Raw genomic sequence first — 25,623 nt, 5'->3', positions numbered from 1 at the left:
CAAACCCCATCCAGACCAAAAAACGGTAAACCGCCAACACTCCAAGCCAGCCTTACCTTATCGCGGATAACGACCAGCCAGACCGCAAACCAGAAAACGCGCTGGCCTGCGTCCACTTTTTAAATCACCGTCGTAGGAATCAACGTGCGGGCCGGGACAGGCTCGCCGGCGATGCGGGCAAAAAGCAGCGCGCTGCTGACGTCGCCTAACTGCTGCGTGGGAATATCGATACCGCCAGGCGGCGGGGAGAGCAGGAACGAGAGCGTTTCGTTGCTGTAACCGACGACCGTCAGCGCCTGCGGGATAGCCAGACCGCGCTCGGCGGCGGCGCGGTAGAGGCTCATCAGCTTCAGGCTGTCGGTAGCGAAGACCGCGTCCGGCGGGGTAGGCATGGCGAGCAGCTGGCGCGCCGCCGCCAGCGCGCTCTCCTGGGTATAGCCGCCATTCACCACCAGCGTCGGGTCATCCGGGCGCTGGTGTTTCGCAAGGCTTGCGCGAAACCCGGCAAGCCGGTCGATGGAAACATGGTAGTCGAGCGGCGCGTGCAGGCAGGCGATGCGCTGGCGTCCGCGGGCAATCAGTGTATCGGTCAGCGCGATGCTGTCGTGATAATTATCGGTATCGACGGAGCAGATATGCTGATAATGGCCCGCCACATTGCCGATCACGACGACCGGAATCGCGCATTCATCGAGCCTTGCGAAAAACGATTCATCCGCCGGCGAGCTCAGCATAACAATGCCTTTAATCATTTTCTGCCGAATGCGCGTCAGGCATTTCTGTAAGTCATCTTCGCTATTACGCGACGTCTGAAGAATAACGTCGAAGCCGCTTTCTTCGGCGCGCGCCATAATCGCGTGCAGCACTTCGGAGAAAAAAGGATTACCGGCCGTGGTTTTTGTCGAGCGCGTGGAAATAACCATGATCGCGTCGAAGCCAGACGAGGTGAGCGCGCGCGCCAGTTTATTGGGCTGATATTGTAGTTCGTCGATGGCTTTTAATACCCGCTCGCGCGCCGCGTCGGAAATATTGGTCTGATTATTCAGTACGCGCGATACCGTCGATTTTGATACTTTTGCCACGCGGGCAATATCATAAATGGTCGGGGACATTCGACCGTGCTCCATCACATCGCATCAGAAAAATATCTTACTGAAGGCCCGGCGCACTGTCCATGCGGCGCGCTTTTGTAAATCGGCGTCAGCGGCGCTTGAATCGCCGCGTTTCAGCCTTACCTGTTACTATCAGAGGAAATTAACGCATCGGGGCGCAGGGATATGATTAAACAATTTCAGAATGAAATGCAGGCGCTGATGAACCGCAGCGTCGACCGTCATCTGCGGCTGGCCGTCACGGGGCTGAGCCGCAGCGGAAAGACCGCGTTTATCACCGCCCTGGTGAATCAGCTATTGTCAGTCAACAGCGGCGCGCGGCTGCCGCTCTTTACGCCGGTGCGCGAAGAGCGCCTGCTCGGCGTGCGCCGCGTGCCGCAGCAGGATATGGGCGTCGCGCGCTTTACCTATGATGAAGGGCTGGCGCAGCTCTACGGCACGCCGCCCGCCTGGCCGACGCCGACGCGCGGCGTCAGTGAAATCCGTCTCGCGCTGCGCTACCGCTCGCGCGAGTCATTGCTGCGCCACTTCAAAGACACCTCCACGCTGTGGCTCGATATCGTCGATTATCCTGGCGAATGGCTGCTGGATTTACCGATGCTCGCGCAGGATTACCTGAGCTGGTCGCGCCAGATGGCCGGCCTGTTGCAGGGCGACCGCGCCGTCTGGGCGCAGCGCTGGCGCAGCCTGTGCGAGGGGCTCGATCCGCTGGCGCCCGGCGATGAAAAGCGTCTCGCTGAAATTGCCGACGCCTGGACCGACTACCTGATGCAGTGCAAACGCGAAGGGCTGCATTTTATCCAGCCGGGCCGCTTTGTGCTGCCGGGCGATCTGGCGGGCGCGCCGGTGTTGCAGTTTTTCCCGTGGCCGGGCGTTGATGACGTGGGCGAGACGAAGCTCGCGCAGGCGGGCAAGCAGACGAATATCGGCATGTTGCGCGAGCGCTACAACTACTACTGCGAAAAAGTCGTTAAAGGCTTCTATCGCGATCACTTTGTGCGCTTTGATCGCCAGATTGTGCTGGTGGACTGCCTGCAGCCGCTCAACAGCGGGCCGCAGGCGTTTAATGACATGCGGCTCGCACTCACCCAACTGATGCAAAGCTTTCATTACGGGCAGCGGACGCTGTTCCGACGCCTTTTCTCGCCGGTTATCGACAAACTGCTCTTTGCCGCCACCAAAGCGGATCATGTCACGCACGATCAGCACGCGAATCTGGTCTCGCTGCTTTCGCAGCTGGTGCAGGAGGCGTGGCAGAACGCCGCGTTTGAAGGTGTCGAAATGGACTGCATGGGGATCGCCTCCATCCAGGCGACCGAGAGCGGCACGGTGGAAAGTCACGGCGAAAGCGTCCCGGCACTGCGCGGCCACCGCTTAAGCGACGGCGCGCCGCTGACGGTCTACCCCGGCGACGTACCCCCGCGCCTGCCCGGCAGCGCGTTCTGGCAGCAGCAGGGCTTTCAGTTTGAGGCGTTTCGCCCGCGTGAAATGGACGTTGACCGGCCCTTGCCGCACATCCGCCTCGACGCGGTGCTGGAGTTTTTGACAGGAGACAAACTGCGATGAGCGAGATTAAACCGCGCCGCGAATTCGACGAGCCGCTGCGTCCGGAAGCGGGGCCAACGCTTCGCGCCACCCAGGCGTTTGACGAGGCTCAGGCGCAGAAGTTTACCCCGGTCGTGGAAGAGGAGATCCTCACCCCCGACGCGCCGGAGCGCGTGGTGGAAAACGCCCTGAAACCGCGCCGCAGCCTGTGGCGGCGCATGGTCACCGCCGGGCTTGGCATTTTTGGCGTCAGCGTGGTGGCGCAGGGCGCGCAGTGGGCCGCTGACGCCTGGCGCACCCATGACTGGATAGCGCTCGGCGGCTGTGCCGCGGGCGGGCTTATCGTGGCGGCGGGCGTCGGTGCGCTCGTGAGCGAATGGCGCAGGCTGCACCGGCTGCGCGAACGGGCCGTGGAGCGCGACGAGGCGCGTGAACTGCTCGCGAGCCACGGGAGTGGTAAAGGGCGCGCGTTTTGCGAGAAGCTCGCCCGTCAGGCTGGGCTTACGCAGGGGCATCCAGCGCTGGCGCGCTGGCACGCCGCCATTCATGAGACCCACAGCGACCGCGAAGTGGTGACGCTCTACGCGCAGATTGTCCAGCCGGTGCTCGATCTCCAGGCGCGCAGCGCCATCAGCCGCTCGGCGGCGGAATCGACGCTGATGATTGCGGTAAGCCCGCTGGCGCTGGTGGACATGGCGTTTATCGCGTGGCGCAACCTGCGCCTGGTGAACCGTATCGCGGCGATTTACGGCATCGAGCTTGGCTATTACAGCCGCATCCGCCTGTTTCGTCTGGTGCTGCTGAATATGGCCTTCGCGGGCGCGAGCGAGATGGTGCGCGAGGTCGGGCTCGACTGGATGTCACAGGATCTTGCCGCACGCGTCTCGGCCCGCGTGGCGCAGGGGCTGGGGGCGGGGCTGCTGACCGCCCGTCTGGGCGTGAAGGCGATGGAACTGTGCCGCCCGCTCCCGTGGACCGGCGATGACAAACCGCGCCTCGGCGATTTCCGCCGCCAGCTGCTGAGCGAAGTGAAAACCACGCTGCAAAAGCAGAAACGCGAGCGCGACGAGTAACCGCGACGGCGTCATGCCTGCTCAGGTTTACAGCATGACGCCGCTTTTTACCGCACTCTGTCAATTTTTGTTGACAGACCACTCCCCCGGCTGCGGCAACTGAAGTATCATCACGCCATTCGTTGGCTCAATGCGTGAAGGTGCCGCCATGCGTCTTGAAGTGTTTTGTGAAGACCGCCTCGGTCTGACCCGTGAATTGCTCGATCTTCTGGTGCTGCGCAGTATTGATTTGCGCGGTATCGAAATCGACCCCATCGGGCGTATCTATCTCAATTTTTCCACGCTGGAATTTAACGCCTTCAGCAGCCTGATGGCGGAGATCCGTCGTATTCCCGGCGTGACCGACGTGCGCACCGTGCCGTGGATGCCGTCCGAACGCGAACACCGCTCGCTGAGCGCGCTGCTTGAGGCGCTGCCGGAGCCGGTATTCTCGGTGGATATGAAAAGCAAAATCGAGCTGGCCAACCCCGCCAGTTGCGCGCTGTTCGGCCAGAATGAAGCGCGCCTGCGCAACCATAACGCCGCCAGCCTTATCAGCGGGTTTAACTTCCAGCGCTGGCTGGAGAGCAGCCCGGCGGAGTCGCATACCGAGCATGTGGTGATTAACGGCCAGGATTTCCTGCTGGAAATCACGCCGGTGCATCTGGAAGAAGAGAGCGGCAGCAGTATGCTGACCGGCGCGGTCGTCATGCTGCGCTCCACCGTGCGTATGGGCCGCCAGCTGCAGAATCTCACAAACCAGGATCTGCACGCGTTCAGCCATATCATCGCCATCAGCCCGCGCATGAAACAGGTGGTGGATCAGGCGCGCAAGCTCGCGATGCTGAACGCGCCGCTGCTTATCACCGGCGATACCGGCACGGGGAAAGATCTGCTCGCCCACGCCTGCCATCTGGCGAGCCCGCGCGCCGACAAGCCGTATCTGGCGCTGAACTGCGCGTCGATTCCTGAAGATGTGGTCGAAAGCGAGCTGTTCGGCCACGCGGCGGGCGCTTACGCCAACGCGCATGAAGGCAAAAAGGGCTTTTTCGAGCAGGCCAACGGCGGCTCGGTCCTGCTGGATGAAATCGGCGAGATGTCGCCGCGGATGCAGGCCAAACTGCTGCGTTTTCTGAACGACGGCACGTTCCGCCGCGTCGGCGAGGAGCATGAAGTGCACGTCGATGTGCGCGTTATCTGCGCGACGCAGAAGAACCTTGTCGAGCTGGTGCAAAAGGGCGCGTTTCGCGAAGATCTTTATTATCGCCTCAACGTGCTGACGCTGAACCTGCCACCGCTGCGCGATCGCCCGCAGGACATTCTGCCGCTGGCGGAGATGTTCGTCGCCCGCTTCGCCGACGAGCAGGGCGTGCCGCGTCCGAAACTGGCAAGCGATCTTGGCACCTTGCTGACCCGCTACGGCTGGCCTGGCAACGTGCGTCAGCTGAAAAACGCCATTTACCGCGCGCTGACCCAGCTCGAAGGCTATGAACTGCGCCCGCAGGATATCCTGCTGCCGGATTTCGACACCGCCGCGCTGCCGGTCGGCGAAGAGGCGATGGAAGGCTCGCTCGACGATATCACGAGACGCTTCGAGCGCTCGGTGCTGACGCAGCTGTACCGCAGCTACCCGAGCACCCGTAAACTGGCGAAACGGCTGGGCGTCTCGCACACCGCCATCGCCAATAAGCTACGTGAATATGGCTTAAGCCAGCGCAAGGGCGAAGAGTAACGCCAATAAAAAAGCCTCCGCATGCGGAGGCTTTTTTTATGCGCGGCGTTTACGCTTTCAGGGCGTTAAGCGCGGCGTCGTAGTTCGGCTCGTGGGTGATTTCATTCACCAGCTCGCTGAATACCACTTCATCATTCTCGTTGATGACCAGCACTGCGCGGGCGGTCAGGCCTTTCAGCGCGCCTTCGTTGATGCCCACGCCGTAGTCGCTGGCGAACTGCGCGTTACGCAGGGTGGAGAGCGTAATCACGTTGCTCAGGCCTTCCGCGCCGCAGAAGCGAGACTGCGCGAACGGCAGGTCGGCGGAGATGCACAGCACAACGGTGTTTTCCATCCCGGTCGCCAGCTGGTTGAATTTACGCACGGACGCGGCGCAGACGCCGGTGTCGATGCTCGGGAAAATATTCAGTACTTTACGCTTACCGGCATACTGGCTCAGTGAGACGTCAGACAGATCTTTTGCCACCAGGCTAAACGGTGCCGCTTTGCTGCCTGCCTGCGGGATCTGACCGACCACGGAAACCGGATTGCCCTGGAAATAGACGATTTGTGACATAGTTATCTTCCTGTTTACATATAGTTAACGTCGCCGCTAGTGTATGTGATCCCACGGGCGATGAATATAAAAAACTGTCCCGGCAGGCTAACTTTCCAGTCGCTATACTGAGGCAAAGCCCGTTGCGAGGAAAATAATGAGAAGCGTAAAAGTTTATCAGGAAGCATGGCCGCTTCATTCGCCGTTTGTGATTGCCCGCGGCAGCCGCAGTGAAGCGGTGGTGGTCGTGGTGGAGCTGGAAGAAGAGGGCGTGCGCGCCGTGGGCGAATGCACGCCGTACCCGCGCTACGGCGAGAGCGTCGCCTCGGTGATGGCGCAGATCATGACGGTCGTCCCGCAGCTGGAAACCGGGCTTGACCGCGCCGCGTTGCAGCGGCTGCTGCCCGCTGGCGCCGCCCGCAACGCGATTGACTGCGCGCTCTGGGATCTCGACGCGCGGCGCGCGGGCGAAACGCTGGAGGCGCATTTGCAGGTGACGCTGCCTGACCTGCATACCACCGCCCAGACGGTGGTTATCGGCGCGCCGGAGCAGATGGCCGTTAACGCGGCGCTGCTGTGGGAGAAGGGCGCGCGGCTTTTGAAAATCAAACTCGACGATACCTTTATTACCGAGCGGATGGTCGCCATTCGCGAAGCGGTGCCGGAGGCGACGCTGATTGTCGATGCCAACGAATCCTGGCACGCGGAGGGGCTGGCGGCGCGCTGTCAGCTGCTGGCGGATCTCGGCGTCCAGATGCTGGAGCAGCCGCTGCCCGCGTCAGACGATCGCGCGCTCGAAAACTTTATCCACCCGCTGCCCATCTGCGCCGATGAGAGCTGCCACGCGCGCGGCAGCCTGAAAACGCTCGCCGGGCGCTACGAGATGATTAACATCAAGCTCGACAAAACCGGCGGACTGACCGAGGCGCTGGCGCTGGCGCGTCAGGCGGCGGACGACGGGTTCGGCGTCATGCTGGGCTGTATGCTCTGCACCTCGCGCGCCATCAGCGCCGCGCTGCCGCTGATCCCGCAGGCGCGCTTTACCGATCTCGACGGGCCCACCTGGCTTGCGGTGGATGTCGAGCCCGCCTTACGCTTCACGCCCGGTAAGCTTTATCTCCACCCCGACGCGATGCCTCAGGCTTCATCGTCGTAATGCAGCAGCGCGGTCATCGCCGCCAGATAACGCTCGGTAGCCTCGTCGGCGGAGATGGCCGGAAATTCGGCGGTTATACAGTTCAGCCCAATATCCGCGCACCAGCTGCCGAACGAACCGGGCGTCTCATAGCCGACGCTGGTGACGTGCGGCAGGCCGAACGCCCCGGCGAGCCACTGGCCGAGCCGCGTCTGCTGCGGATCTTCAATACAGCCCAGCGGATCGTGAAACGACACCACCCACGCGGGCTTCAGCTGATGAATTAACTGACACAGCGCGGCGGTTTCCGGCTCCGAACCCGGCTTTTCGCCGGTGGAGAGCGTGACGTCGCGCGCCTCGGCGGCGCTGTTCCAGCGATAGACCGTCTCGCCCGGTTGCCAGTTCGCCGCCGGGAAATTGCGGTTAAGATCGACCCCGCGCGCGTTGGCGCGCAGGCCGAGCTGGCAGCCGTCCGGGTTAACCGCGAGCACTACATGATGCCGACGGTGCGCGGGGGCCAGCGTGCGCAGCGCGCAGGAGAGCGTCACCAGCGCCGCGTTCTCATCGCCGTGGGTGCCGGCGATGATCAGCCCGGGCGCGCGCTGCGCCTGCGGGGCCGGGAACCAGAGCAGCGGCGCGCCGAGCGTTGATTCGCCATAACGTCTGGCATCGTCAGATAAAGCGCCGCGTTGCGCGCGCGGTCGAAGCGTGGTCATAAGGGGGCCGTCATCAAAGGGAGATAACAGCAGTGTTGTCGACAACCCGCCGAAATTCAACAGCCTGACGAGAAATGCCGCGCGACACGTCCTGTGCGCGGCCAGACGGTAACGTATTGATCTGACGCAGGGTGAGTGCGCAAAATCGGCGTCAGCGGTTTGCAATTTATATTCATCCAACAAATAATTCCCCGACAGCGCGCCCGGAGAAAGCGGTTCGGCGCCGGACTAAAGAGAACGAGGACCTCATGAAAATTCCTGTAAGCTTCACCTTAAGCGCATTATGGGTCGCGACCGCGCTGACCGGCGCGTTTGCCGCCGATGTGCCGCCCGGCACACCGCTTGCCGAACACCAGACGCTGGTGCGCCACCTGAAAGATGAACCCGCCTCGCTGGATCCGGCGAAAGCGGTGGGGCTGCCGGAAATACAGGTGCTGCGCGATCTCTTTGAAGGGCTGGTGAATCAGAACGATAAAGGCGAGCTGGTGCCGGGTGTCGCCACCGAATGGCAGACCAGCGATAACCGCATCTGGACGTTTAAGCTTCGCGATAACGCTGCCTGGTCGGACGGCACGCCGGTGACGGCGCAGGATTTCGTCTACAGCTGGCAGCGTATGGTCGACCCGAAAACCACCTCGCCCTTTGCGTGGTTCTTCGCGCTGGCGGGCATGGCGCACGCGCAGGAGATTATCGACGGCAAGCAGCCGCCCTCGGCGCTTGGCGTCAGCGCGGTGGATGCGCGCACGCTGAAAGTGTCGCTCGATAAACCGCTGCCGTGGTTCCCAAGCCTCGCGGCCAACGCGGCGCTCTATCCGGTGCAGAAAGCAAACGTAGAGCAGGGCGGCGACTGGACGCGCCCTGGCAAGCTGGTGGGCAACGGCGCGTTCACGCTCAAAGACCGCGTGGTGAACGAAAAGCTGGTGCTGACGCCGAACAGCCACTACTGGGATAACGCGAAAACCGTGCTGACGCAGGTGACGTTTTTACCGGTGAATCAGGAGTCCGCGGCGACCAAACGTTATCTGGCGAACGATATCGACATCACCGAGTCCTTCCCGAAAAATCTCTATCAGAAACTGAAAAAAGAGATCCCAGGCCAGGTCTATACGCCGCCGCAGCTCGGCACCTATTATTACGCGTTCAACACCCAGAAAGGGCCGACGGCGGACGCCCGTGTGCGTCTCGCGCTCAGCATGACCATCGATCGCCGCTTAATGGCGGAAAAAGTGCTCGGCACCGGCGAAAAACCGGCCTGGCGCTTTACGCCGGATGTAACCGCAGGCTTTACGCCCGCGCCGTCGGAGTGGCAACAGATGAGCCAGCAGGAGCTGAACGCCCAGGCGAAGACGCTGTTGCAGGCGGCCGGCTATGGCCCGTCGCGCCCGCTCAACCTGACGCTGCTGTATAACACCTCGGAAAACCACCAGAAGATTGCTATTGCGGTAGCGTCGATGTGGAAAAAGAATCTTGGCGTGGAAGTGAAGCTGAAAAACCAGGAGTGGAAAACTTATATCGACAGCCGCAACACGGGGAATTTCGATGTGATCCGCGCCTCGTGGGTGGGTGATTATAACGAGCCCTCGACGTTTCTTTCGCTCCTGACATCGACCCACAGCGGTAATATTTCGCGCTTTAACAACCCGGATTACGACAAAGTGCTGCAACAGGCCGCGCAGGAGACCTCCGCTAAAGCGCGCAACGACGATTACAACAGCGCCGAGCGTATTATCGCTACCCAGGCGCCGATCGCGCCGATTTATCAGTACACCAATGGCCGCTTAATTAAGCCGTGGCTGAAAGGGTATCCCATTAATAACCCGGAAGACGTCGCCTACAGCCGCACGATGTATATTCTTAAGCATTAACGCCGTCATCATGAACATCCGGCTCCGTGCGGAGCCGGAGCTTCCCACCTTATTATTTCTCAGGCTCAGGCTCAGGCTCAGGCTGAATAAGCGTCAGTTCTTCAATACGACGCTGGTTCATATTGATAACGCAGCTTAGCGCATGGGCAGCAAGCCAGGGCGTGCCTGCCGCAGAGGCGCTCGCCGCCGTACAGAAGGCGTCCCGCGCTGCAGTCCACTGCTGCTGGCTTGCCTGCAACGCCTCGACCATTTCCGTGCGCCGCGCCTCGTCGCCCTGCGGCCAGCGGGTATAATCGAAATTTTGCAGCGCCGTGATTTTGGCGTTAAACATTTCTTTTAGCTTATTGTCGGACGCGAGGCCGGCGGCTTCCAGGCAGTCGGCGCTCTTTTCACCCGCCTGTTTAAGACAGGCGTCCGCCGCCGCGCTGCGGGTAATATCGTCGGCCTGGGCGTAAAGCGGATTTAATGCCACCGCCAGCAGGACGGTTTTCAGCAGAGATTTCACGGACGCGCATTCCTTATCGGGAGGGAAAATAATGTTATCACGTCGTCAACCGGCGGCGTGTCCGTGCAGGATTTTCCCATGCCAGAAGGGAAAATGCCATGCGAAACGCCTGACGGCATTAATGCCGCTGAAACGGGCAATACAGCACGTTGCATCTGCGCCGGAAGAGACAGCGGGTAACGCTTTGCTGATGATTGCCGGGACAGTGGGTATTACTCTTGACGATGGTTTGCCAGAACCGGGCGTTATAAAGCGTGGTGCGATAGAGCGTGAGCTGAACGGCATTATTATTGACGGCTACCGTGTCGCCACAAATTGATAATCTGTCGCCGGGTGATAAATAAAATGTGGCTTTATACCACAGAATAAGTTTGATTGATTGTTGCGAAGAAATTAACGAAAATACAGAATTGGTCTCGGTGCTTACGACAGAATCAACAACCCGCCAGGTCATTCTACCCTCCATAATGGTTTTAGTGACTACAACGGCGTGTGCATCCCTTCACTGATGCGTACCCGCTAATTGTAGCGGCAATTCGGTAAGGTTTTGCCCGGAAATATCCAGTTATGGCAGTATGAGTAAAGAAAGTTTATTTTTGCTAATCAGTTATTGCTGATTTTTTGGCTGATTTAATTGCGCGGTTAACGATATCCTCTTCATTACTGCGTTCTGCAATAATCATCGCATTGCCATTAAGTAGAACCTGAAGCCGAAAAGCGTATTATTTTTCCTAAACCGAGAAGTCGGACGGCCCCGGCGCAACAATCCGCAAGACTGAATAAAAACCGAACGATACGCGAAGGCGGCGCATGGTAAAGAAAATTTAACTTAAGTGCGACCCTTAAGTGCATAAAAAAACACCGGGCAGGGCCGCCTGACCGGTGCTTTGCATAATAAAGCGTTTTACCAGGCGTAGCTGACGGTGGCTGTCACTGTCCGGCCTACGCCGTAGAAGCAGGCGGTATCTGAGGCGCAGGCGGAGACATATTTCTTGTCCGCCAGATTGTTAACGTTCATCTGCAGCGCCGCGCCTTTCAGCTGACCGTTAAGCGTGCCGAGATCGTAGCGCAGCATGGCGTCATAGAGATCGACCGACGGCACCTTAAACGTGTTTTTCGCATCGCCATAGCTGGTGCCGATATAGCGCACGCCTGCGCCTGCGGTAAGCCCGCGTAACGGCCCGCCCGGCAGGGTGTAGCTCGCGAAGGCAGAGGCCATATGCGCCGGAATGCGCGCCGGCGTTTTCCCTTCTGTGCCCGCGACGGTGGTGCTGACATTTTTGGCATCGGTCCAGGTGTAAGACGCGATAAGGTTCACGTTATCCGCAAGCGTGGCGTGCAGCTCGGTTTCAACCCCTTTTGACTCCACTTCGCCCGCGTTTTCGAAATACCCCAGCGTACTGTTGTACGTCGCGACGTTTGTCTGTTTCAAATCGTACAGCGCAAGCGACATCAGCACGCTGTCGGTCGGCTGATATTTCAGGCCCACTTCGGTCTGCTTACCCTCCATCGGTTTGAACGGTGCAGTGCCTGCGGCGCGGTTGCTTTGCAGGTTCGGTTCAAACGAGGTGCTGTAGCTCACGTAGGGTGAAAGACCGCTGTCGAAGGCGTAAAGCAGGCCAGTGCGCCAGGTGAACTTATTGTCATTCTGCTGCGTTGTGGTGTTTTGCAGCAGATCGGCGGTACGCACCTCCGAGGCGTCATAGCGGCCCGAGAGCAGCAGCTCCCAGCGGTTCCAGCTCACCTGATCCTGTAAATAAAGGCCCAACTGGTCGAGATCCTGCTGTTCACTGGTCACCGCCGTCAGCGCGCTGTCGCGGATGTCGATGCCATAGGTGGGGCGGGTCCAGTCAAGGTTATAGCGCGCACCGCTGTCGCGCGCGAGGCGCTGGTGGTCGCGGCTCTGTTTATAATCGACGCCGGTCAGCAGGGTATGGCTGAGCGCTGCGGTATCAAACCGCGCCTCCAGCTGGTTATCGAGCCCGAACTCTTTCGTGTCACGCTGTTCGTGCTGCGGGCGGCGCTGTAACAGGGTTGAACCGGCGGCGCTGTTGGCATAGACCAGATAGCGGTACTCCTGCGTGATATGACTGTAGCGGGCGTTCTGACGCAGGGTTACCGCGTCGTTCAGCTGATGCTCCAGCTCGTAGCCCACGGCCGTTTGTTCGCGACGCGACGTGTTGTAATCCGGGTCGCTGACGTTGAAATCGCGCGCGATTGTGCGCCCGTCCTCCGTCGCTTTTACGGTGCCGTACGCGGGCAGGAAGTTGCGATAACCGGCGTCGGGGTCTTTCTGGTAGCTCGTCAGCAGCGTGAAGCGCGTCTGATCGTTAGCGTACCAGGTGAGGGCGGGGGCGATTGCCACGCGGGACTCTTTATAATCGTCCACCTCGTTGTGTTGCGCGCGCCCCAGACCATTGAGCCGCCACAGCACGTGGCCTTCGTCGTCCAGCGCGCCGCCGACGTCAAACGCGCCCTCCGCCAGACGGTGATTGCCGGTGCGCAGCTGTACCTGCTGCGCTGCGTCACGGGAAGGGCGCTTGCTGGTCATGCTGATAAGCCCGCCGGGGTTCACCTGGCCGAAGAGTACCGACGCCGGGCCGCGCACCAGTTCGACGCGCTCCAGCAGCCACGGATCGACCACGCCGGTTTGCGAGCCAGCCGTCGCGCCGAAGCTCAGGCCGTCGAGAAATTTCGGCACGTAGCTGAATCCGCGCACGAAAACTTCGTCGTTGCGGTTGGAGCCGCCGCGATATTCGGTAAACGCCCCCGCGCTGTAGCGCAGCGCCTGCGATACCGAGGTGGCATCAAGCGCCGCCATCTGATCGCGCGTTACCACAGAGACCGACTGCGGCGTGCGAATAAGATCCGCGCTGGTTTTTGTCGCTGACCGCGTTTTGGTTGCGACCATGCCTTTCAGCGGCGCGTGCGGATCTTCCGCCACGCCACGGGTCACCACCATCGTCTCTTCGCCGGGCGTTGCCGCCTGCGCGCCACACCCGGCAGCCAGACTGAAGAGGCCTAAGGTGATTATCTTCTTATTTTTCATGACCATTCTTGTCGTTTTCCTTGTCTTCATCATTAACCTGCGCGAGACGGCGACAGCATGCCCCGCATCACCCCCGCGCCTGCAAGCGGCTTGATGATATTGAAAATCATTACCATTTGCATTAAGTTGTAAATAAATTTTCAGGGAGCAGCGAGTTGAAGCGGATTTCGATAGCGATAAGCCTGCTGGCGGGCGTCAGTACGCTGCCGGGCGAGGCGGCATCATGCCTTGCGGGCGGTGCGTCAGGGCAGCTGACCGGCACGTTTGACGCCAGCGGGCGCGCCTGTATTACCCAGCCGGTGATGGGAGAAAACTACGTCGCCGCCACGCTGACCGGCGCGACGCGGGCCGCGCTTACGGACGCGCGCCAGCACCCCCTGCGCACGCTTATCGCGCGCGGCCCGGCGGACGGTACGCATTCGCTACTCTTTGCGTTGCCAGCGCGGCAGGTATCGACGCTGATACTGCAGGGTGAACCGGGCGCGGGCTGGTCGCTGCGCTGGCAGGCGCAGGAGACCGTGCCGCTCGATCGCGCGCAATCGCTCGCGCCGGTGAGCCCGACGCTACAACAGCTGGCGCGCCATCTCGCGGCGGGCGGCGATACCACGGCGTTCTGGCGTGATATCACTTTGCGCGGCGCGCCGCTGGTGGAGCCGGTCGATGATGACCACCGGCGCGTCACGTTCCTGTGGCGCGGCGCGCGCCGTAACGTATTTATTCTCGGCTCGCCCGCAGGCGATCACGACCCGCTGTTCCGCCTCGGGCAGTCGGACGTCTGGTTTCGCAGCTATGTTGTGCCTGCCGATACGCTGATGCAGTACAAGCTCGCGCCGGATGTGCCTGAGACCCACGGCGGCGCGCGGGAGCAGCGCCGCGCGATCCTCGCGACCGCGCAGGCGGACCCGCTTAACCCGCAGCAATTTCTCCCGGCCCGTGACGACCGCTGGAACCGCTATTCGCTGCTGGCGCCCGGCGGTATGCGTCAGTGCGGCGCAGCGGCGGATCTCAGCGAGGTACGGCACGGGACGCTGACGCGCCATACGTTTGACAGCGCGCGGCTCGGCAACCGGCGCGATATACAGATTTATCGCCCGTCACAGGCGGCGCGCTGGACGCTGATGGTGTTTGATGGCAACACGTATCAGGACGACTACCGGCTGGCATCGGTCATTGACCGCCTGATTGCCGACCGGCGTCTGCCGCCCGTGAATGTCGTGTTTATCGACAGTCTTGATTTCGCCCGGCGCAGCCACGAGCTGCCGCCCAATCGCGATTTCGCCGATATGATGGCCCTGGAGCTGCGTCCCTGGCTGCGGGCGCGCGGCATCGCGTCTCCCGGACCGCGCACCATCGTCACCGGCTCCAGCTATGGCGGGCTGGCGGCATCCTGGGTGGCGCTGCGTTATCCGGCGGCGTTCGGCAATGTGCTGAGCCTGTCCGGTTCATACTGGTGGGCGCCCGCAGGCGAGCCCGCGAGCTGGTTGACGCGCGAATATCAACACGCGCCGCGCCTGCCGGTGCGCTTCTGGCTACAGGCCGGCAGGTTTGAAACCCAGGGGCCAGACGGCGGCATTTACCGCAACACCGAAGAATTTGCGCAGGTGCTGAAAGAGAAAGGCTATGCGGTGAGTTTTCATCCCTGGTCGGGCGGGCATGATTACGTGGTGTGGTGTGAGGCAATGATGCAGGGCGTGCGGGCGCTGACGCAGACTCGCCGCGGGCACGGCGAGCCGGGCTGACTACAGCGCGCTCAGCTGGTGATAAAGCGGGCCGGCGTTTTTATCGAGCTGGGGAAACAGGCTTTGCGGCCAGGGATCGGGCAGGGCGTGGTTCCAGGCGAGTTCGACAAAGGTCTCCGGCTCGCTGACGCTGTAACTGAAGCTGGAAAAGGTGGCGGCGGCTTTTACTTCGACATCCGCGAGTTCAGGCGCGTTGCCGCTCTGGATCCGCCAGACATAAAGCAGTTCGACATCGCGAATGTTCACTTCGCTCATCACGCGGGCTACGTCGTCACGGTGAAGGGTACGCCAGCGCGCCGTGGTGTTCTGCGCGACGAGCTGATTACTGTGAACGCGGAATTTATCGGTCAGCCCGGCAAGCTCGGGTTCCGGTAATTTACAGGAGTAGAGGATGACATGGCGTCCGCCCGCATCTTCAAATGTGCGCCATTCACCATTAACACAATCGGTGCGGGCCTCGAAAGCCTGACCGAGGGTACTCTCTCCGGCGCTGATGGCTTTCACCTGCCCGATGATGTCGTCATCGCACCCCTGCAATAAAAACATTGCCCCGACCACTGCCTGAATGCCGGACCGTTTCATCTCACTCTCCCTTGCCCTGCAAGCGCGATGAACACGCACCCTCGCTTCCAGGTGTGATGGTTGGCGGGTATGGCGTATCAGAAACGCCCGCCGCAGGTTACTGCTTTCATGCTTATCTGTTATCGGCCGCGTTTCGCATCGCTTTAATTTTATTAAAAAAGTCGGAAAATCCCGGCGTGCGGCTTGCCCAGGTGCGCCGGGCGTGGACTACACTTGAAGTTAATGCGTTACGCGGGGAGCCGATATGCCTTCTGTCCAGCTGCATCTGAAAGACCGTCCGGAAGTGGATTTTACCGCCACCTATAGCGTCAGTGAACCGGATAGCGTGACCGGGGAGACGATAAAAACGTTTGAAGTGGGTAAAGCGCAGCAGATCAATGAATTTTCCACACTGTCGCAAGGGGAGATTATCAGTGTGGTTCTGCCCAGCGGAGAGGCGCAGGAGGTACTGTTGACTGATGAAACGGACGATACATGGATTTTCAGCAGCCGCACGGCGTAATCATACGCGGTGCTAACGACACAAAAAAGGAGAACGCATGGCGCTCTCCTTTATTTATTGGCAGATAACGTATGTCCAGCCGGTTAACAACCCGTCTGATAGGCTTGCGTTAAATACCGTAAACGCGGTCAGCACCCTGCGAGCGCAGGGTGCATAACGTTATGGTCAGGAACGACCGCCGCTCTTTTCACCACCTTTGCGTCCTGCTTCAGAAGCGCGATCCGGGTCGTTTTTAAAGTTGCCACCGCTCTGCTGACCGCCTTTCTGGCCTGCTTCAGAGGCGCGTTGCGGATCGTTTTTAAAGTTCCCGCTGCTGTGCTGACCGCCTTTCTGACCTGCTTCAGAGGCACGCTGACGATCTTCTGCGAAATTACCTGAACCACCACGATGCTGAGTCATATATTCTCCTCATGTTGTTGGTTTTACTTAATTCAGCAATGCGTCATTGCTGCGAAACGTATTTATAACTGTAGAAAAGGATATTTAATGGTGCAAGTTGAATTGGCATTAAAATAATAATCGGGATGGAGGTGATTGTTTTGCTGACAATTTTATTTGCTTGCCTGTTTTTGTTTTGATGATATTTAGCGCCTGGCTTTGTTTGCGTGTTTAATATATTAACGAGCCGGTGAAAAGGTATTTTTCAAGATGCTAATAGTAGAGGTGAATTCATATTATGACGTGCTTTGTCATATTTTGTTGCTGCGGGTAACGCGACAGAAGGGCGAGTGACGCACAGACGCAAGCAAGCCGAAAGCCGCGCCAGATGGGCAGCAGGAGGAGACGAAAGGGGATGCAAGACCAGCGCGACAATATGAAAAAAGTGGCTCCTCCCTGAACCAATGGTCTCCCTGGTGTTGGCAAAGATAACTTTAGTGAAAGGCTAAGGCATGAGATAAGCGTAGACCGGAAATATCCCTTCACCAGAATCTTTTGCAATTAAGTGATTTCAGTAACATCATTGCGCAGCGAAATGATTTGAAATGTCCATTATTAGACAATTTAATCAACAGCCCTGCTTAATAATAAACCGTGTAAAGTGACGGGTTATTATGGCGTGGGGAAGTTGAGAAAATGATCCCGGTTCGATTAACGCGCCGGGAACAGCTTTTGTGCGCCGTGCGCGGTTATACCCACTGCGCGATATATTCCGGATCGACCGGGCGCGAGAAGTAATAGCCCTGCGCTTCATCGCAGCCGAACTCCAGCAGCAGGCGCGCGGTTTCGGCATCTTCAACGCCCTCCGCCAGCACCACGTAGTCCAGCTCTTTAAGCATCTGAATGACGTTTCGCACGATAATCTGGCTTGCCCGGTCTTGCGCAATGCGGCTGGTGAGCGAGCGGTCGAGCTTGATGATATCGATAGGGATTCGGCGCAGGTAGTTGATATTACTGTAGCCCGCGCCGAAGTCATCCAGCAGGATCTTAAAGCCGCGCCGCTTGAGCATATCCATTTCGTTAAGCGCCGTTTCACTCTCCAGCGCTTTTTCAGTCTCCAGACACTCAATGCGAATATCGTTCGGCACCAGCCCGGCGCGCAGCACGCGCGCTTCCAGCGCGTCAGCGAAGCCGCTGCGCGAGAGGTCGCTGACGCTGATGTTGACCGACACCGGCAGGGTAATGCCCTGAAGACGCCATTCCTGTAACTGTTCCAGCGCCGCGCCGATCACCCACTGGGTTATCTCGTCCATCAGGCTGGTATTCTGCGCGAGCGGAATAAACACGCCCGGCGGAATTTCACCGCGCGTCGGGTGACGCCAGCGCAGCAGCGCTTCCACGCCGACCGCTTTGCTGGTGCTGAGTTTGATTTTCGGCTGGTACATCAGATACAGCCCGCGGTTTTTTGCGAGGCTTTCGCTGAGATCGTGCAGGAGCTGGAAATCGACATTGCGTTTTTCATCGCGCGCGGGGTCGAACGCCATATGACGCGTGTTGAGCCAGATTGCCTCATGCACGGCGCTGATGGCGCGGCGCAGGGCCTCGTTAGGCGTCGTTTTCTCTGGCTGCCAGCCTACTTCGCCGGCGAAAATATTCAGCCGGATGTTGATCCCCTGAAGCATACGCGCGTTTACCAGCGGTAGCGTCGCCGCATTGCGGCGAATCGCTTTCTGGCTGCGCGTTTTCAGCAGCAGGGCGTAGCGGCCAGTGGCGACGTTATAGAGCACGGTGTCGGTCTTCAGCCGCAGTTTCATGCGCAGCAGTGGGCCGAGATCGTTAAGTAACGTCTCCAGCGCCGGCATGCCGAGCGAGCGCGCCAGTTCATAGGCGGTCGGCATGTCGATGCAGTCAAAAATCATCAGGGTGTAGCGCTCGGTATTGCCGCTCGCGCTGAGCCGCTCCATATCATCCAGCAGTTTCTGGCGATTGGGCAGGCGCGTCACCGGATCGAGAAAACCGACCGCGTTGAGCGTTTCAAGCCACGCGCCGGTCAGCCCGGCGATAAGCGCCAGCGTCCGGGCGCGCTCATCGTCAAAGGGGTGCGGCGCGGTGTCAGTCAGCCCGATGGTGCCAGTAAGGCTGCCGTCGCGCGTGCGCAGCGGCGCGCAGGCGTAAAACCGCACGTCGGGTGAGGCGACAGCAAGCGGGTGTATGCGTTCTTCAAGCGCCGTGTCGCTGCACCACACCGGTTCGCCAGGCGCGCATAGGGGTTGCATTAATATCGATGCGTCGACCAGCAACGGCTCCGGGTGCGCGAGATGAACAGGAAGGCCCCCTTTATCCACCACGGCGATAAAGCAGCCGGGCACGCCGAGCGCCAGGCTCGCGAGCCTGGCGAATTGCAGCAGTACCGGGTCCTGATGCCCGTGATGTCCCCGGAGCATGTCCAGGGCTGCCATGCGTCTGGCATCTTTTCTGTCGATGTGGCTTAACATAGGGTGCTACCTTCAGGCACGTCTTCTTATATGGCGCAGGCGCCTCATAACGAGTGATATCAACGCGGACGTTGGGATCTCTGGTTCATCGGCAAAGGGGCGAAGAGCTTTAATAATATGCGCCTGTTTCACCGATTAATTTAAGACGCACGACAAGGCCGGGCGCGTGAAAAGACTGGCGTCCGATGTCATCGCAACGTAAAACGTCGTCAGAAATAGCGGCGCGCCGGCCATTTCATACACGCAAAACACCACCACGCGACGATATTCAGCCCCGGCATCGTCAGCAGCAGCGCCATCGACCAGCCGAAACCCGCCCGGCGGGCGATTTTATATGAAGGGATAAAAATCAATAGCCAGAGCGTAAAGGCCAGCGCAAGCGTAGGTATTGCAGGTAGCATGAAGGTCTCCCCCGTCTCGTTTCAGAAGGTTATCGGCAGCAGGGGGAAAACTTTGAGAATTTTCTTAATTTTAGTGAACGGCGAGCACCGTCAGGGGCGCACGCAACATAGTGAAAATCTGAAACTGACTGGCGTCCGAGACGTCACGCAATACATCGCCGTTGCGGTAGGTCAGGCTTTTAATATGTCCGAGCAGACGCCAGACGACGAGGGCAGACGCTATCAGCGAACAGTTCTGTTCCGTCTGTATACATTCCAGCGTAGCGTAGTGAGTTTCATCCAGCTGATTAATAAACACTTGTAACGCATCCGCAGGAATGATGGCTTTGATGTCATCCAGCATGACGTCGCTGACGGCGCGGGAAAGACGTAACGTGACGCGCGTGGTTCTCATTGCGATGGAACGGCCTTTGTTTGTAACTTTTTCGATATGCCGACGTTAACACATCGCGCGCAGATTTGGTTCATCCGCGTAAACGGAGATATACAAGTGAAGCAGATCAACTTTTGCAGTATGAGACGAAGAATTGATACTTGATCTGCGTCATAAAAAATCGCATATTGCGACCGCACTCTCAGTATGGACACGCATTCATGACGCTTTACCAACATATGCTCGTTTTCTACGCCGTCATGGCGGCGATCGCGGCGCTGATTACCTTTTTCATCGCGAAAGACAAAACCAGTATTAAGCTTTTAAGCGCGACGCTTATCGGCGCGACCTGGCCGATGAGCTTTCCCGTCGCGCTGCTGGTGGCGCTGTTTTAAACCGCAACCGACACGCTCCGGCTTGAAATTCCTGCGCAATGTATCACCATAAAGGCCAGTTGAATGACCGGAGCTCAGCAATGCTGCCTGAAAATTACCCCTCCCGCAGCGATGCGGAAAAACGCCTTCTTGCCGTAAACGCCGCGCTGGAGGTGATCAAAGCCTCTGTTGCCGCGCCGAACGGCTACGAAGGGCGCGACAAACTCGCCAAAGATATCGAATATACCCGCCACCATCTGGCTGAGCTGGCTGATGCCATCCAGTCCGCGCTGGAAAGCCGTTAACGACGGCCTGCCGCGGCGCTGGCGAACGCCAGCTTTTCTTATCCATATTGATAATCAGGAGACGCGATGGAGGCCATTAAGGGCTCTGAAGTGAACGTGCCGGACGCGGTTTTCGCGTGGCTGCTGGATGGACATGGCGGCGTGCAGCCGTTACAGAATGACTGCGTCATTGATAAAGAGCATCCGTGCTGGCTGCATCTTAACTATACCAACCCGGAAAGCGCCCAGTGGCTCGCCGAAACGCCGCTGCTGCCAAATCTGGTGCGCGACGCGCTGGCGGGTGAAAGCCTGCGCCCGCGCGTGACCCGCATGGGCGAGGGGACGTTGATTACGCTGCGCTGCATCAACGGCAGCACCGACGAACGCCCCGACCAGCTGGTGGCGATGCGGCTCTATATCGATGAGCGGCTGATTATCTCCACGCGCCAGCGCAAGGTGCTCGCCCTCGACGATATTATCCACGATCTCAACGAGGGCAGCGGCCCGGCGGATGTCGGCGGCTGGCTGGTGGATGCCTGCGACGCGCTGACCGATCACGCGAGCGAGTTTATCGAAGAACTGCACGATAAAATTATCGATCTCGAAGATAACCTGCTGGAAGAGATTGTGCCGCCGCGCGGCGTGCTGGCGCTGCTGCGTAAACAGCTTATTGTGATGCGCCGTTATATGTCGCCGCAGCGCGACGTTTTTTCGCGGCTTGCCAGCGAGCGCTTTAGCTGGATGAACGATGACAACCGCCGCCGCATGCAGGATATCGCCGACCGCCTCGGGCGCGGTCTGGATGAGATTGACGCCTGTATCGCGCGCACGGCGGTGATGGCCGATGAGATCTCCCAGACCATGCAGGAGTCGCTGTCGCGTCGTAGTTATACGATGTCGCTGATGGCGATGGTTTTTTTACCCAGCACGTTTCTGACCGGCCTGTTCGGCGTCAACCTGGGCGGCATCCCCGGCGGCGGCTGGCATCTGGGCTTTAGCGTCTTTTGTATCGCGCTGGTGCTGGTGATTGGTGGTGTTACATGGTGGTTACATCGAAGTAAATGGCTGTAAAAAATACTTTTTTCTCGTCACGATACAGGGAAAAGGGCCGTGAGTTTGAGCGATATCAAGAAATGGTACGCTGTTTCACGGCATGATGCTCGTCGCAGGTGAATGCAACGTCAAGCGATGGGCGTTGCGCTCCATATTGTCTTACTTCCTTTTTTGAATTACTGCATAGCACAATTGATTCGTACGACGCCGACTTAATTAAGTCGGCTTTTTTTTGCCTCTTTTCTGGCGAGAGGGCAAACGTGGGCCCGACGTCACCAGCGGTGTATTGTAACATCTCTCATACTATTAATTCATGATCCTTATTTATTTAATGTTTAGATTTGCACTGAAAATATAAACAATTTTAATTACAAAACTCAAAACAATGAATTCTCATTCTGAAACCGAAAAATAACAAAATAGTTATTATCTGGGCAGGCCAGTGACGGCCGCAGAAAATAACCATTTTCAGAGTGAATATATATGAGAAAACAATTCAACAGGATCGTTGCGCTTCTTCAGATTATAGTTCCGTTCACCATCACGCTTTTAACATTTTCCTCAATGGCGCACAGTAGCGATCCTCCTGCGGCCATTTCCACCGGTCCGGGTGGCGCGCAGGCGTCAGAGGGCTCACTGGCGCAGGCGCTGTCCACCGCTGAAGGCGTAGGTGCCGTATCGCTTGCGGATTGGCTGAATCAATGGGGCCGTGCGCGCGTTTCGCTAAATGTTGATAACCACGGCAGTTGGGAAGGCAGCGCGATTGATCTTCTTACGCCGCTCTGGCAAAGCCCTCAGGCGATGTTCTTCGCGCAGGCCGGATTTCGCGCACCGGAGGGGCGCAATACGGGGAATATTGGGTTCGGCGTGCGCCGTTTTCTGGATAATAGCTGGATGGTTGGCGGTAATATTTTTTTCGATGATGATTTTACGGGAAATAACCGTCGCATCGGTTTCGGGCTCGAAGCCTGGCACGATGATATAAAACTTTCCGCTAACAGCTATTTCGGCACAACAACCTGGCACGCTTCAGCGGATGCCGATAATTATCAGGAAAAACCCGCTGACGGCTTTGATTTACGTGCGCAAGGATATTTACCCGCATACCCACAGCTCGGCGGAAAAATCGTTTATGAGCACTATCAGGGCGACGAGGTTGCACTGTTTGATAAAGATGACCGCCAGCGCAACCCCTCGGCGGTTACGCTTGGCCTGAGCTATACGCCCGTACCACTCCTGAGTCTCGGCGCGGATTACCGGCGAGGCGAAAACGCGCGCGACGAAACCTCGTTTTCGCTCGCGCTTCATTACCAGCCAGGCATGCCCTGGGCGGCGCTTCTTGATCCGGATAACGTTGCGGCGCAGCGCACGCTGGCGGGCAGCCGTACCGACCTGGTGGAGCACAATAATGAAATTGTTCTGCAGTACCGCGAACGACGGGACGACAGCGCCGTTGGCTCGTTCGCTATGCAAAGCCTGACGGACAACAGCCCAGCGGACGGCGTCACCAGCAACCGGATCGCTATTCGGGCGCTCACCCCTGACGGCGCGCCAGCGGCGAATGTCGCGGTGCAGTGGCGCGTCAGCGGTCATGGGGTGCTCAGTATTGCCAGCAGTGTGACCGACGCGCGCGGCGTCGCCGAAGCGAGCCTGACGGACAACACACCGGAGCCTGTGACGGTAGAGGCTACAGCAGGCAGTATCACGCACGCCATCGTCAGCCATTTTGGTCAGGGGCAGGCATCGCTTGCGCTGTCGATGGAGCAGAATAACCGCCCGGCGGATGGCACCAGCCAGAACCTCGCCCGCATGAAACTTACGGGCAGCGATGGCAAACCCAGAGCTTATGCTGATGTCACCTGGTCGGTGACCGGCGATGCGACGCTGCATGATGTGGCACGGGTCACGGACGCGTCCGGCAGCGCCACTGCGACGCTGACCAGTCTGACGCCTGGCACCGTCACGCTGCGTGTTAGCGCCGACGGTCAGCAGGCTACCACCACCGCCACGTTCGTCGCCCCGCAACCTGCCGCGCTCAGTCTGAGCATGCTAAAAGATAATGTTGCGGCGGATAACCAAAGCAGCGCGCAGGCACAGGCTCGCGTGACCGACGCTCAGGGAAAACCGCTGACTGGCGTCACGGTACAGTGGCGCATAAAGGACAGTCGCACCGCGCAACTGACGACGCCCGCGATTGTTGCGACCGACAGCGATGGCATCGCGCGTGTGAGTCTGAAAGACGGGGTTGCCGAAGCGGTCACGCTTAACGCCAGCGCGCAGGGGATAACCGGTTCGGTTATCGCTACCTTTACAACGGTGCCGGTCGGTGAGGTCACTGTCACCGTGCCTGCCAACAACGCACCGGCAGACGGTGGCAGCGTCAACGAGGCGCAGGCCCTGGTGACGGATATGCACGGCGCACCGATGGCGGGCGTCAGCGTGACCTGGTCGCTTTCCGGCGATACCGCACACGCGGCAAGCCCGGTTTCGGTGACGACAGATGCGCAAGGCAAAGCGCGGCTCACCTTTACCGACACTACCCCCGAGACTCTTACGGTCACCGCGGCATCGCAGCAGAAAAGCGGCTCCGCGCAGGCGCGCTTTACCGCGATCGTTGCGAAAAATGTCGTGCTGAGCGTGCTGAATGACGAAGCGCCCGCGGATAACGTCTCGTTGAACCGCGTTAAGGCGAAGGTAACGGACGGAAGCGGCAAGCCGATTAATGGCGCGAGCGTGGCGTGGAGCATCAGCGGGAGCGGAACGGCACATCTGACCACGCCCGCATGGACCACGACTGACGCTAACGGGGAAACGATGGCGGAACTGAAAGATTCGGTCGCACAGTCGGTGGGGGTTATCGCAAGCGCCGATGGTATTGCCACCCGCACAACGGTGAACTTCTCAGCGCCATAATGCCATGGGCTACCGCCCGCTCAAAACGCCCGGTTAAACCGGGCGTTTTACTGTCATCGACCCGCCGCGCTTTTCCCTTCTGGCGCGTATCTTCTATGCTTACCCTATGCGCAACCACAAAAGGAAAAGGCGATGCATTATCCGTATGCGATCCACATGAGTGACCCGGTGCCTATCGATCCGGTGCCGGTGCCTGACCCTATCCCCACGCCGCAGCCCATTCCGGACCCGCCCTCGCCGGATCCGCGTCCCATCGACGATCCGCCGCCGCACATGCGCTAAGCGCGTAAAAAAAAGCCCTCCGAAAGGAGGGCTGCGGTCTTATTTGATTTCCAGCACGTGGAGGCGCTGCACCGGCGGCGCGTCTTCATCTTCCGGCATCCAACCGGCAGGCGTCATCGGGATCTCTTCGCGGTCAAACGCCAGATCGCCGCCGTTCACCACTTCCGAACCGTGATGAATGCCTTTGAAGTCGAACAAGTCGGTGTCGCACAGGTGCGATGGCACCACGTTCTGCATCGCGCTGAACATGGTTTCGATACGGCCCGGATAGCGCTTATCCCAGTCGCGCAGCATGTCGGCTATCACCTGACGCTGCAGGTTCGGCTGCGAGCCGCAGAGGTTGCACGGAATAATCGGGAAGCCTTTCGCCTGCGAAAAACGCTCAATGTCTTTTTCACGGCAGTAGGCGAGCGGGCGGATAACGATATGCTTACCGTCATCGCTCATCAGCTTCGGCGGCATGCCTTTCATCTTGCCGCCGTAAAACATATTCAGGAACAGCGTCTGCAGGATGTCGTCGCGATGATGACCGAGCGCGATTTTGGTGGCGCCCAGTTCGGTCGCGGTGCGGTAGAGAATGCCGCGACGCAGGCGTGAGCAGAGCGAGCAGGTGGTTTTCCCTTCCGGGATCTTCTCTTTGACGATCCCGTAGGTATTTTCCTCAACGATTTTATATTCCACGCCGAGCGCGGCCAGGTACTCCGGCAGGATATGCTCCGGGAAACCCGGCTGCTTCTGGTCGAGGTTGACCGCCACCAGCGAGAAATTGACCGGCGCGCTCTGCTGCAGATTGCGCAGGATCTCAAGCATCGTGTAGCTGTCTTTACCGCCGGAGAGGCAGACCATGATCCGGTCGCCTTCTTCAATCATATTGTAATCCGCGATAGCCTCGCCCACGTTGCGGCGCAGACGCTTCTGGAGTTTATTGAGGTTGTACTGCTCTTTTTTACTAATTTCTTGAATTTCAGACATTTAAAAGTGGCTCAGTTCTGCGTTGCGGC

23 protein-coding genes and 2 pseudogenes are annotated in these 25,623 nt (G+C 59.1%); 12 read left to right on the top strand and 13 right to left on the bottom strand.

The genetic code is table 11. The features are described 5' to 3' along the window. Window positions 1-119 precede the first annotated feature (119 nt). On the bottom strand, window positions 120-1,112 hold the full coding sequence (locus tag AFK67_RS10650) for a LacI family DNA-binding transcriptional regulator (protein ID WP_007723755.1): 993 nt from the start codon (window positions 1,110-1,112) through the stop codon (window positions 120-122). Between the two features lie 165 nt (window positions 1,113-1,277). Here AFK67_RS10650 and AFK67_RS10645 point away from each other — a divergent pair, with 165 nt between their 5' ends. The 3 genes from AFK67_RS10645 to tyrR all read left to right on the top strand — a co-directional run bounded on the left by AFK67_RS10645 (window position 1,278) and on the right by tyrR (window position 5,441). Further along, on the top strand, window positions 1,278-2,678 hold the full coding sequence (locus AFK67_RS10645) for a YcjX family GTP-binding protein (RefSeq protein WP_007723754.1): 1,401 nt from the start codon (window positions 1,278-1,280) through the stop codon (window positions 2,676-2,678). Beyond that, window positions 2,675-3,730 (top strand): YcjF family protein, encoded by a 1,056-nt coding sequence (locus AFK67_RS10640; protein ID WP_038883556.1) that lies wholly within the window; start codon window positions 2,675-2,677, stop codon window positions 3,728-3,730. Before AFK67_RS10645 ends, AFK67_RS10640 begins: the two co-directional genes overlap by 4 nt. Window positions 3,731-3,878: 148 nt before the next feature. After that, the gene (gene tyrR, locus AFK67_RS10635; RefSeq protein ID WP_038883559.1) at window positions 3,879-5,441 is read left to right on the top strand and encodes a transcriptional regulator TyrR; all 1,563 of its coding nucleotides are present in this window, start codon (window positions 3,879-3,881) and stop codon (window positions 5,439-5,441) included. A gap of 49 nt (window positions 5,442-5,490) precedes the next feature. On the opposite strand, the gene tpx is transcribed toward tyrR, so the two are convergent. Further along, window positions 5,491-5,997 (bottom strand): thiol peroxidase, encoded by a 507-nt coding sequence (tpx, locus tag AFK67_RS10630; protein ID WP_007723749.1) that lies wholly within the window; start codon window positions 5,995-5,997, stop codon window positions 5,491-5,493. Between the two features lie 136 nt (window positions 5,998-6,133). On the opposite strand from tpx, the gene ycjG reads away from it, so the two are divergent. Continuing rightward, the gene (gene ycjG / locus AFK67_RS10625; RefSeq protein WP_007723747.1) at window positions 6,134-7,132 is read left to right on the top strand and encodes an L-Ala-D/L-Glu epimerase; all 999 of its coding nucleotides are present in this window, start codon (window positions 6,134-6,136) and stop codon (window positions 7,130-7,132) included. Here the strand turns inward: ycjG and mpaA are convergent. Beyond that, the gene (mpaA, locus tag AFK67_RS10620) at window positions 7,114-7,827 is read right to left on the bottom strand and encodes a murein tripeptide amidase MpaA (RefSeq protein WP_007723743.1); all 714 of its coding nucleotides are present in this window, start codon (window positions 7,825-7,827) and stop codon (window positions 7,114-7,116) included. The two genes, ycjG and mpaA, sit on opposite strands and share 19 nt — an antisense overlap. A 248-nt stretch (window positions 7,828-8,075) precedes the next feature. On the opposite strand from mpaA, the gene AFK67_RS10615 reads away from it, so the two are divergent. Then, window positions 8,076-9,692: a peptide ABC transporter substrate-binding protein gene (locus AFK67_RS10615; protein ID WP_007723740.1), complete on the top strand. Its 1,617-nt coding sequence runs from the start codon at window positions 8,076-8,078 to the stop codon at window positions 9,690-9,692. A 52-nt stretch (window positions 9,693-9,744) separates the two neighbouring features. On the opposite strand, the gene AFK67_RS10610 is transcribed toward AFK67_RS10615, so the two are convergent. From AFK67_RS10610 to AFK67_RS10600, 3 genes are all read right to left on the bottom strand, one after another. Further along, complete coding sequence (locus AFK67_RS10610; RefSeq protein WP_038883564.1) at window positions 9,745-10,197, bottom strand: lysozyme inhibitor LprI family protein; 453 nt, start codon at window positions 10,195-10,197, stop codon at window positions 9,745-9,747. 118 nt (window positions 10,198-10,315) lie between these two features. After that, window positions 10,316-10,651: an anti-adapter protein IraM gene (gene iraM, locus AFK67_RS21790; protein ID WP_007723733.1), complete on the bottom strand. Its 336-nt coding sequence runs from the start codon at window positions 10,649-10,651 to the stop codon at window positions 10,316-10,318. A 450-nt stretch (window positions 10,652-11,101) separates the two neighbouring features. Next, on the bottom strand, window positions 11,102-13,252 hold the full coding sequence (locus tag AFK67_RS10600) for a TonB-dependent siderophore receptor (protein ID WP_007723730.1): 2,151 nt from the start codon (window positions 13,250-13,252) through the stop codon (window positions 11,102-11,104). 149 nt (window positions 13,253-13,401) lie between these two features. On the opposite strand from AFK67_RS10600, the gene AFK67_RS10595 reads away from it, so the two are divergent. Then, window positions 13,402-14,985 carry an alpha/beta hydrolase-fold protein gene (locus AFK67_RS10595; protein ID WP_081642517.1) on the top strand — a complete coding sequence of 528 codons (1,584 nt, stop codon included), beginning with the start codon at window positions 13,402-13,404 and terminating at the stop codon, window positions 14,983-14,985. Here the strand turns inward: AFK67_RS10595 and AFK67_RS10590 are convergent, their stop codons facing one another. Continuing rightward, window positions 14,986-15,567 (bottom strand): hypothetical protein, encoded by a 582-nt coding sequence (locus AFK67_RS10590; protein ID WP_007723724.1) that lies wholly within the window; start codon window positions 15,565-15,567, stop codon window positions 14,986-14,988. A gap of 244 nt (window positions 15,568-15,811) precedes the next feature. On the opposite strand from AFK67_RS10590, the gene AFK67_RS10585 reads away from it, so the two are divergent. Next, window positions 15,812-16,069, top strand: a complete 258-nt coding sequence (locus tag AFK67_RS10585) for a hypothetical protein (RefSeq protein WP_007723720.1) — start codon at window positions 15,812-15,814, stop codon at window positions 16,067-16,069. A 165-nt stretch (window positions 16,070-16,234) separates the two neighbouring features. On the opposite strand, the pseudogene AFK67_RS23620 reads toward AFK67_RS10585, so the two are convergent. The 5 genes and pseudogenes from AFK67_RS23620 to AFK67_RS10565 form a co-directional block, all read right to left on the bottom strand. Continuing rightward, window positions 16,235-16,282: pseudogene (locus AFK67_RS23620) on the bottom strand (general stress protein); the annotation flags it as partial. 24 nt (window positions 16,283-16,306) lie between these two features. Further along, window positions 16,307-16,468 (bottom strand): annotated as a pseudogene (locus AFK67_RS10580) (general stress protein); the annotation flags it as partial. A 728-nt stretch (window positions 16,469-17,196) separates the two neighbouring features. Beyond that, the gene (locus tag AFK67_RS10575; protein ID WP_007723716.1) at window positions 17,197-18,942 is read right to left on the bottom strand and encodes a GGDEF domain-containing phosphodiesterase; all 1,746 of its coding nucleotides are present in this window, start codon (window positions 18,940-18,942) and stop codon (window positions 17,197-17,199) included. 209 nt (window positions 18,943-19,151) lie between these two features. Then, window positions 19,152-19,343, bottom strand: a complete 192-nt coding sequence (locus AFK67_RS10570; RefSeq protein WP_007723715.1) for a hypothetical protein — start codon at window positions 19,341-19,343, stop codon at window positions 19,152-19,154. Between the two features lie 70 nt (window positions 19,344-19,413). Continuing rightward, window positions 19,414-19,737, bottom strand: coding sequence for a hypothetical protein (locus AFK67_RS10565; RefSeq protein WP_007723714.1), 324 nt, complete (start codon window positions 19,735-19,737; stop codon window positions 19,414-19,416). A gap of 200 nt (window positions 19,738-19,937) precedes the next feature. Here AFK67_RS10565 and AFK67_RS21785 point away from each other — a divergent pair, with 200 nt between their 5' ends. The 5 genes from AFK67_RS21785 (at window position 19,938) to AFK67_RS23190 (ending at window position 24,622) form a co-directional block, all read left to right on the top strand. Then, window positions 19,938-20,111, top strand: coding sequence for a GhoT/OrtT family toxin (locus AFK67_RS21785; protein ID WP_007723713.1), 174 nt, complete (start codon window positions 19,938-19,940; stop codon window positions 20,109-20,111). Window positions 20,112-20,191: 80 nt separating this feature from the next. Continuing rightward, window positions 20,192-20,395: a hypothetical protein gene (locus tag AFK67_RS10560; protein ID WP_007723712.1), complete on the top strand. Its 204-nt coding sequence runs from the start codon at window positions 20,192-20,194 to the stop codon at window positions 20,393-20,395. Between the two features lie 66 nt (window positions 20,396-20,461). After that, window positions 20,462-21,445: a zinc transporter ZntB gene (zntB, locus tag AFK67_RS10555; RefSeq protein ID WP_007723710.1), complete on the top strand. Its 984-nt coding sequence runs from the start codon at window positions 20,462-20,464 to the stop codon at window positions 21,443-21,445. Between the two features lie 546 nt (window positions 21,446-21,991). Then, window positions 21,992-24,340 (top strand): Ig-like domain-containing protein, encoded by a 2,349-nt coding sequence (locus tag AFK67_RS10550; RefSeq protein ID WP_007723708.1) that lies wholly within the window; start codon window positions 21,992-21,994, stop codon window positions 24,338-24,340. Between the two features lie 132 nt (window positions 24,341-24,472). Continuing rightward, window positions 24,473-24,622 (top strand): proline-rich small protein YnaL, encoded by a 150-nt coding sequence (locus AFK67_RS23190; protein WP_007723706.1) that lies wholly within the window; start codon window positions 24,473-24,475, stop codon window positions 24,620-24,622. 39 nt (window positions 24,623-24,661) lie between these two features. Here the strand turns inward: AFK67_RS23190 and ttcA are convergent, their stop codons facing one another. After that, window positions 24,662-25,594: a tRNA 2-thiocytidine(32) synthetase TtcA gene (ttcA, locus tag AFK67_RS10545; protein WP_007723703.1), complete on the bottom strand. Its 933-nt coding sequence runs from the start codon at window positions 25,592-25,594 to the stop codon at window positions 24,662-24,664. Window positions 25,595-25,623 lie beyond the last annotated feature (29 nt).

This window comes from Cronobacter dublinensis subsp. dublinensis LMG 23823 (assembly GCF_001277235.1).
GTDB classification, from domain to species: domain Bacteria; phylum Pseudomonadota; class Gammaproteobacteria; order Enterobacterales; family Enterobacteriaceae; genus Cronobacter; species Cronobacter dublinensis.
The sequence above is the reverse complement of the archived record's forward strand: the minus strand, read 5'-3'. Positions and strand labels throughout refer to the sequence as shown.

Excerpts from the sequence above, each read along its gene's own strand:
- AFK67_RS10650 (WP_007723755.1), bottom strand. The coding sequence starts at position 1,112 with ATGTCCCCGACCATTTATGATATTGCCCGCGTGGCAAAAGTATCAAAA.
- AFK67_RS10645 (WP_007723754.1), top strand. The coding sequence starts at position 1,278 with ATGATTAAACAATTTCAGAATGAAATGCAGGCGCTGATGAACCGCAGC.
- AFK67_RS10640 (WP_038883556.1), top strand. The coding sequence starts at position 2,675 with ATGAGCGAGATTAAACCGCGCCGCGAATTCGACGAGCCGCTGCGTCCG.
- tyrR (WP_038883559.1), top strand. The coding sequence starts at position 3,879 with ATGCGTCTTGAAGTGTTTTGTGAAGACCGCCTCGGTCTGACCCGTGAA.
- tpx (WP_007723749.1), bottom strand. The coding sequence starts at position 5,997 with ATGTCACAAATCGTCTATTTCCAGGGCAATCCGGTTTCCGTGGTCGGT.
- ycjG (WP_007723747.1), top strand. The coding sequence starts at position 6,134 with ATGAGAAGCGTAAAAGTTTATCAGGAAGCATGGCCGCTTCATTCGCCG.
- mpaA (WP_007723743.1), bottom strand. The coding sequence starts at position 7,827 with ATGACCACGCTTCGACCGCGCGCGCAACGCGGCGCTTTATCTGACGAT.
- AFK67_RS10615 (WP_007723740.1), top strand. The coding sequence starts at position 8,076 with ATGAAAATTCCTGTAAGCTTCACCTTAAGCGCATTATGGGTCGCGACC.
- iraM (WP_007723733.1), bottom strand. The coding sequence starts at position 10,651 with ATGACCTGGCGGGTTGTTGATTCTGTCGTAAGCACCGAGACCAATTCT.
- AFK67_RS10600 (WP_007723730.1), bottom strand. The coding sequence starts at position 13,252 with ATGGTCATGAAAAATAAGAAGATAATCACCTTAGGCCTCTTCAGTCTG.
- AFK67_RS10590 (WP_007723724.1), bottom strand. The coding sequence starts at position 15,567 with ATGAAACGGTCCGGCATTCAGGCAGTGGTCGGGGCAATGTTTTTATTG.
- AFK67_RS10585 (WP_007723720.1), top strand. The coding sequence starts at position 15,812 with ATGCCTTCTGTCCAGCTGCATCTGAAAGACCGTCCGGAAGTGGATTTT.
- AFK67_RS10575 (WP_007723716.1), bottom strand. The coding sequence starts at position 18,942 with ATGTTAAGCCACATCGACAGAAAAGATGCCAGACGCATGGCAGCCCTG.
- AFK67_RS10570 (WP_007723715.1), bottom strand. The coding sequence starts at position 19,343 with ATGCTACCTGCAATACCTACGCTTGCGCTGGCCTTTACGCTCTGGCTA.
- AFK67_RS10565 (WP_007723714.1), bottom strand. The coding sequence starts at position 19,737 with ATGAGAACCACGCGCGTCACGTTACGTCTTTCCCGCGCCGTCAGCGAC.
- AFK67_RS21785 (WP_007723713.1), top strand. The coding sequence starts at position 19,938 with ATGACGCTTTACCAACATATGCTCGTTTTCTACGCCGTCATGGCGGCG.
- AFK67_RS10560 (WP_007723712.1), top strand. The coding sequence starts at position 20,192 with ATGCTGCCTGAAAATTACCCCTCCCGCAGCGATGCGGAAAAACGCCTT.
- zntB (WP_007723710.1), top strand. The coding sequence starts at position 20,462 with ATGGAGGCCATTAAGGGCTCTGAAGTGAACGTGCCGGACGCGGTTTTC.
- AFK67_RS10550 (WP_007723708.1), top strand. The coding sequence starts at position 21,992 with ATGGCGCACAGTAGCGATCCTCCTGCGGCCATTTCCACCGGTCCGGGT.
- AFK67_RS23190 (WP_007723706.1), top strand. The coding sequence starts at position 24,473 with ATGCATTATCCGTATGCGATCCACATGAGTGACCCGGTGCCTATCGAT.
- ttcA (WP_007723703.1), bottom strand. The coding sequence starts at position 25,594 with ATGTCTGAAATTCAAGAAATTAGTAAAAAAGAGCAGTACAACCTCAAT.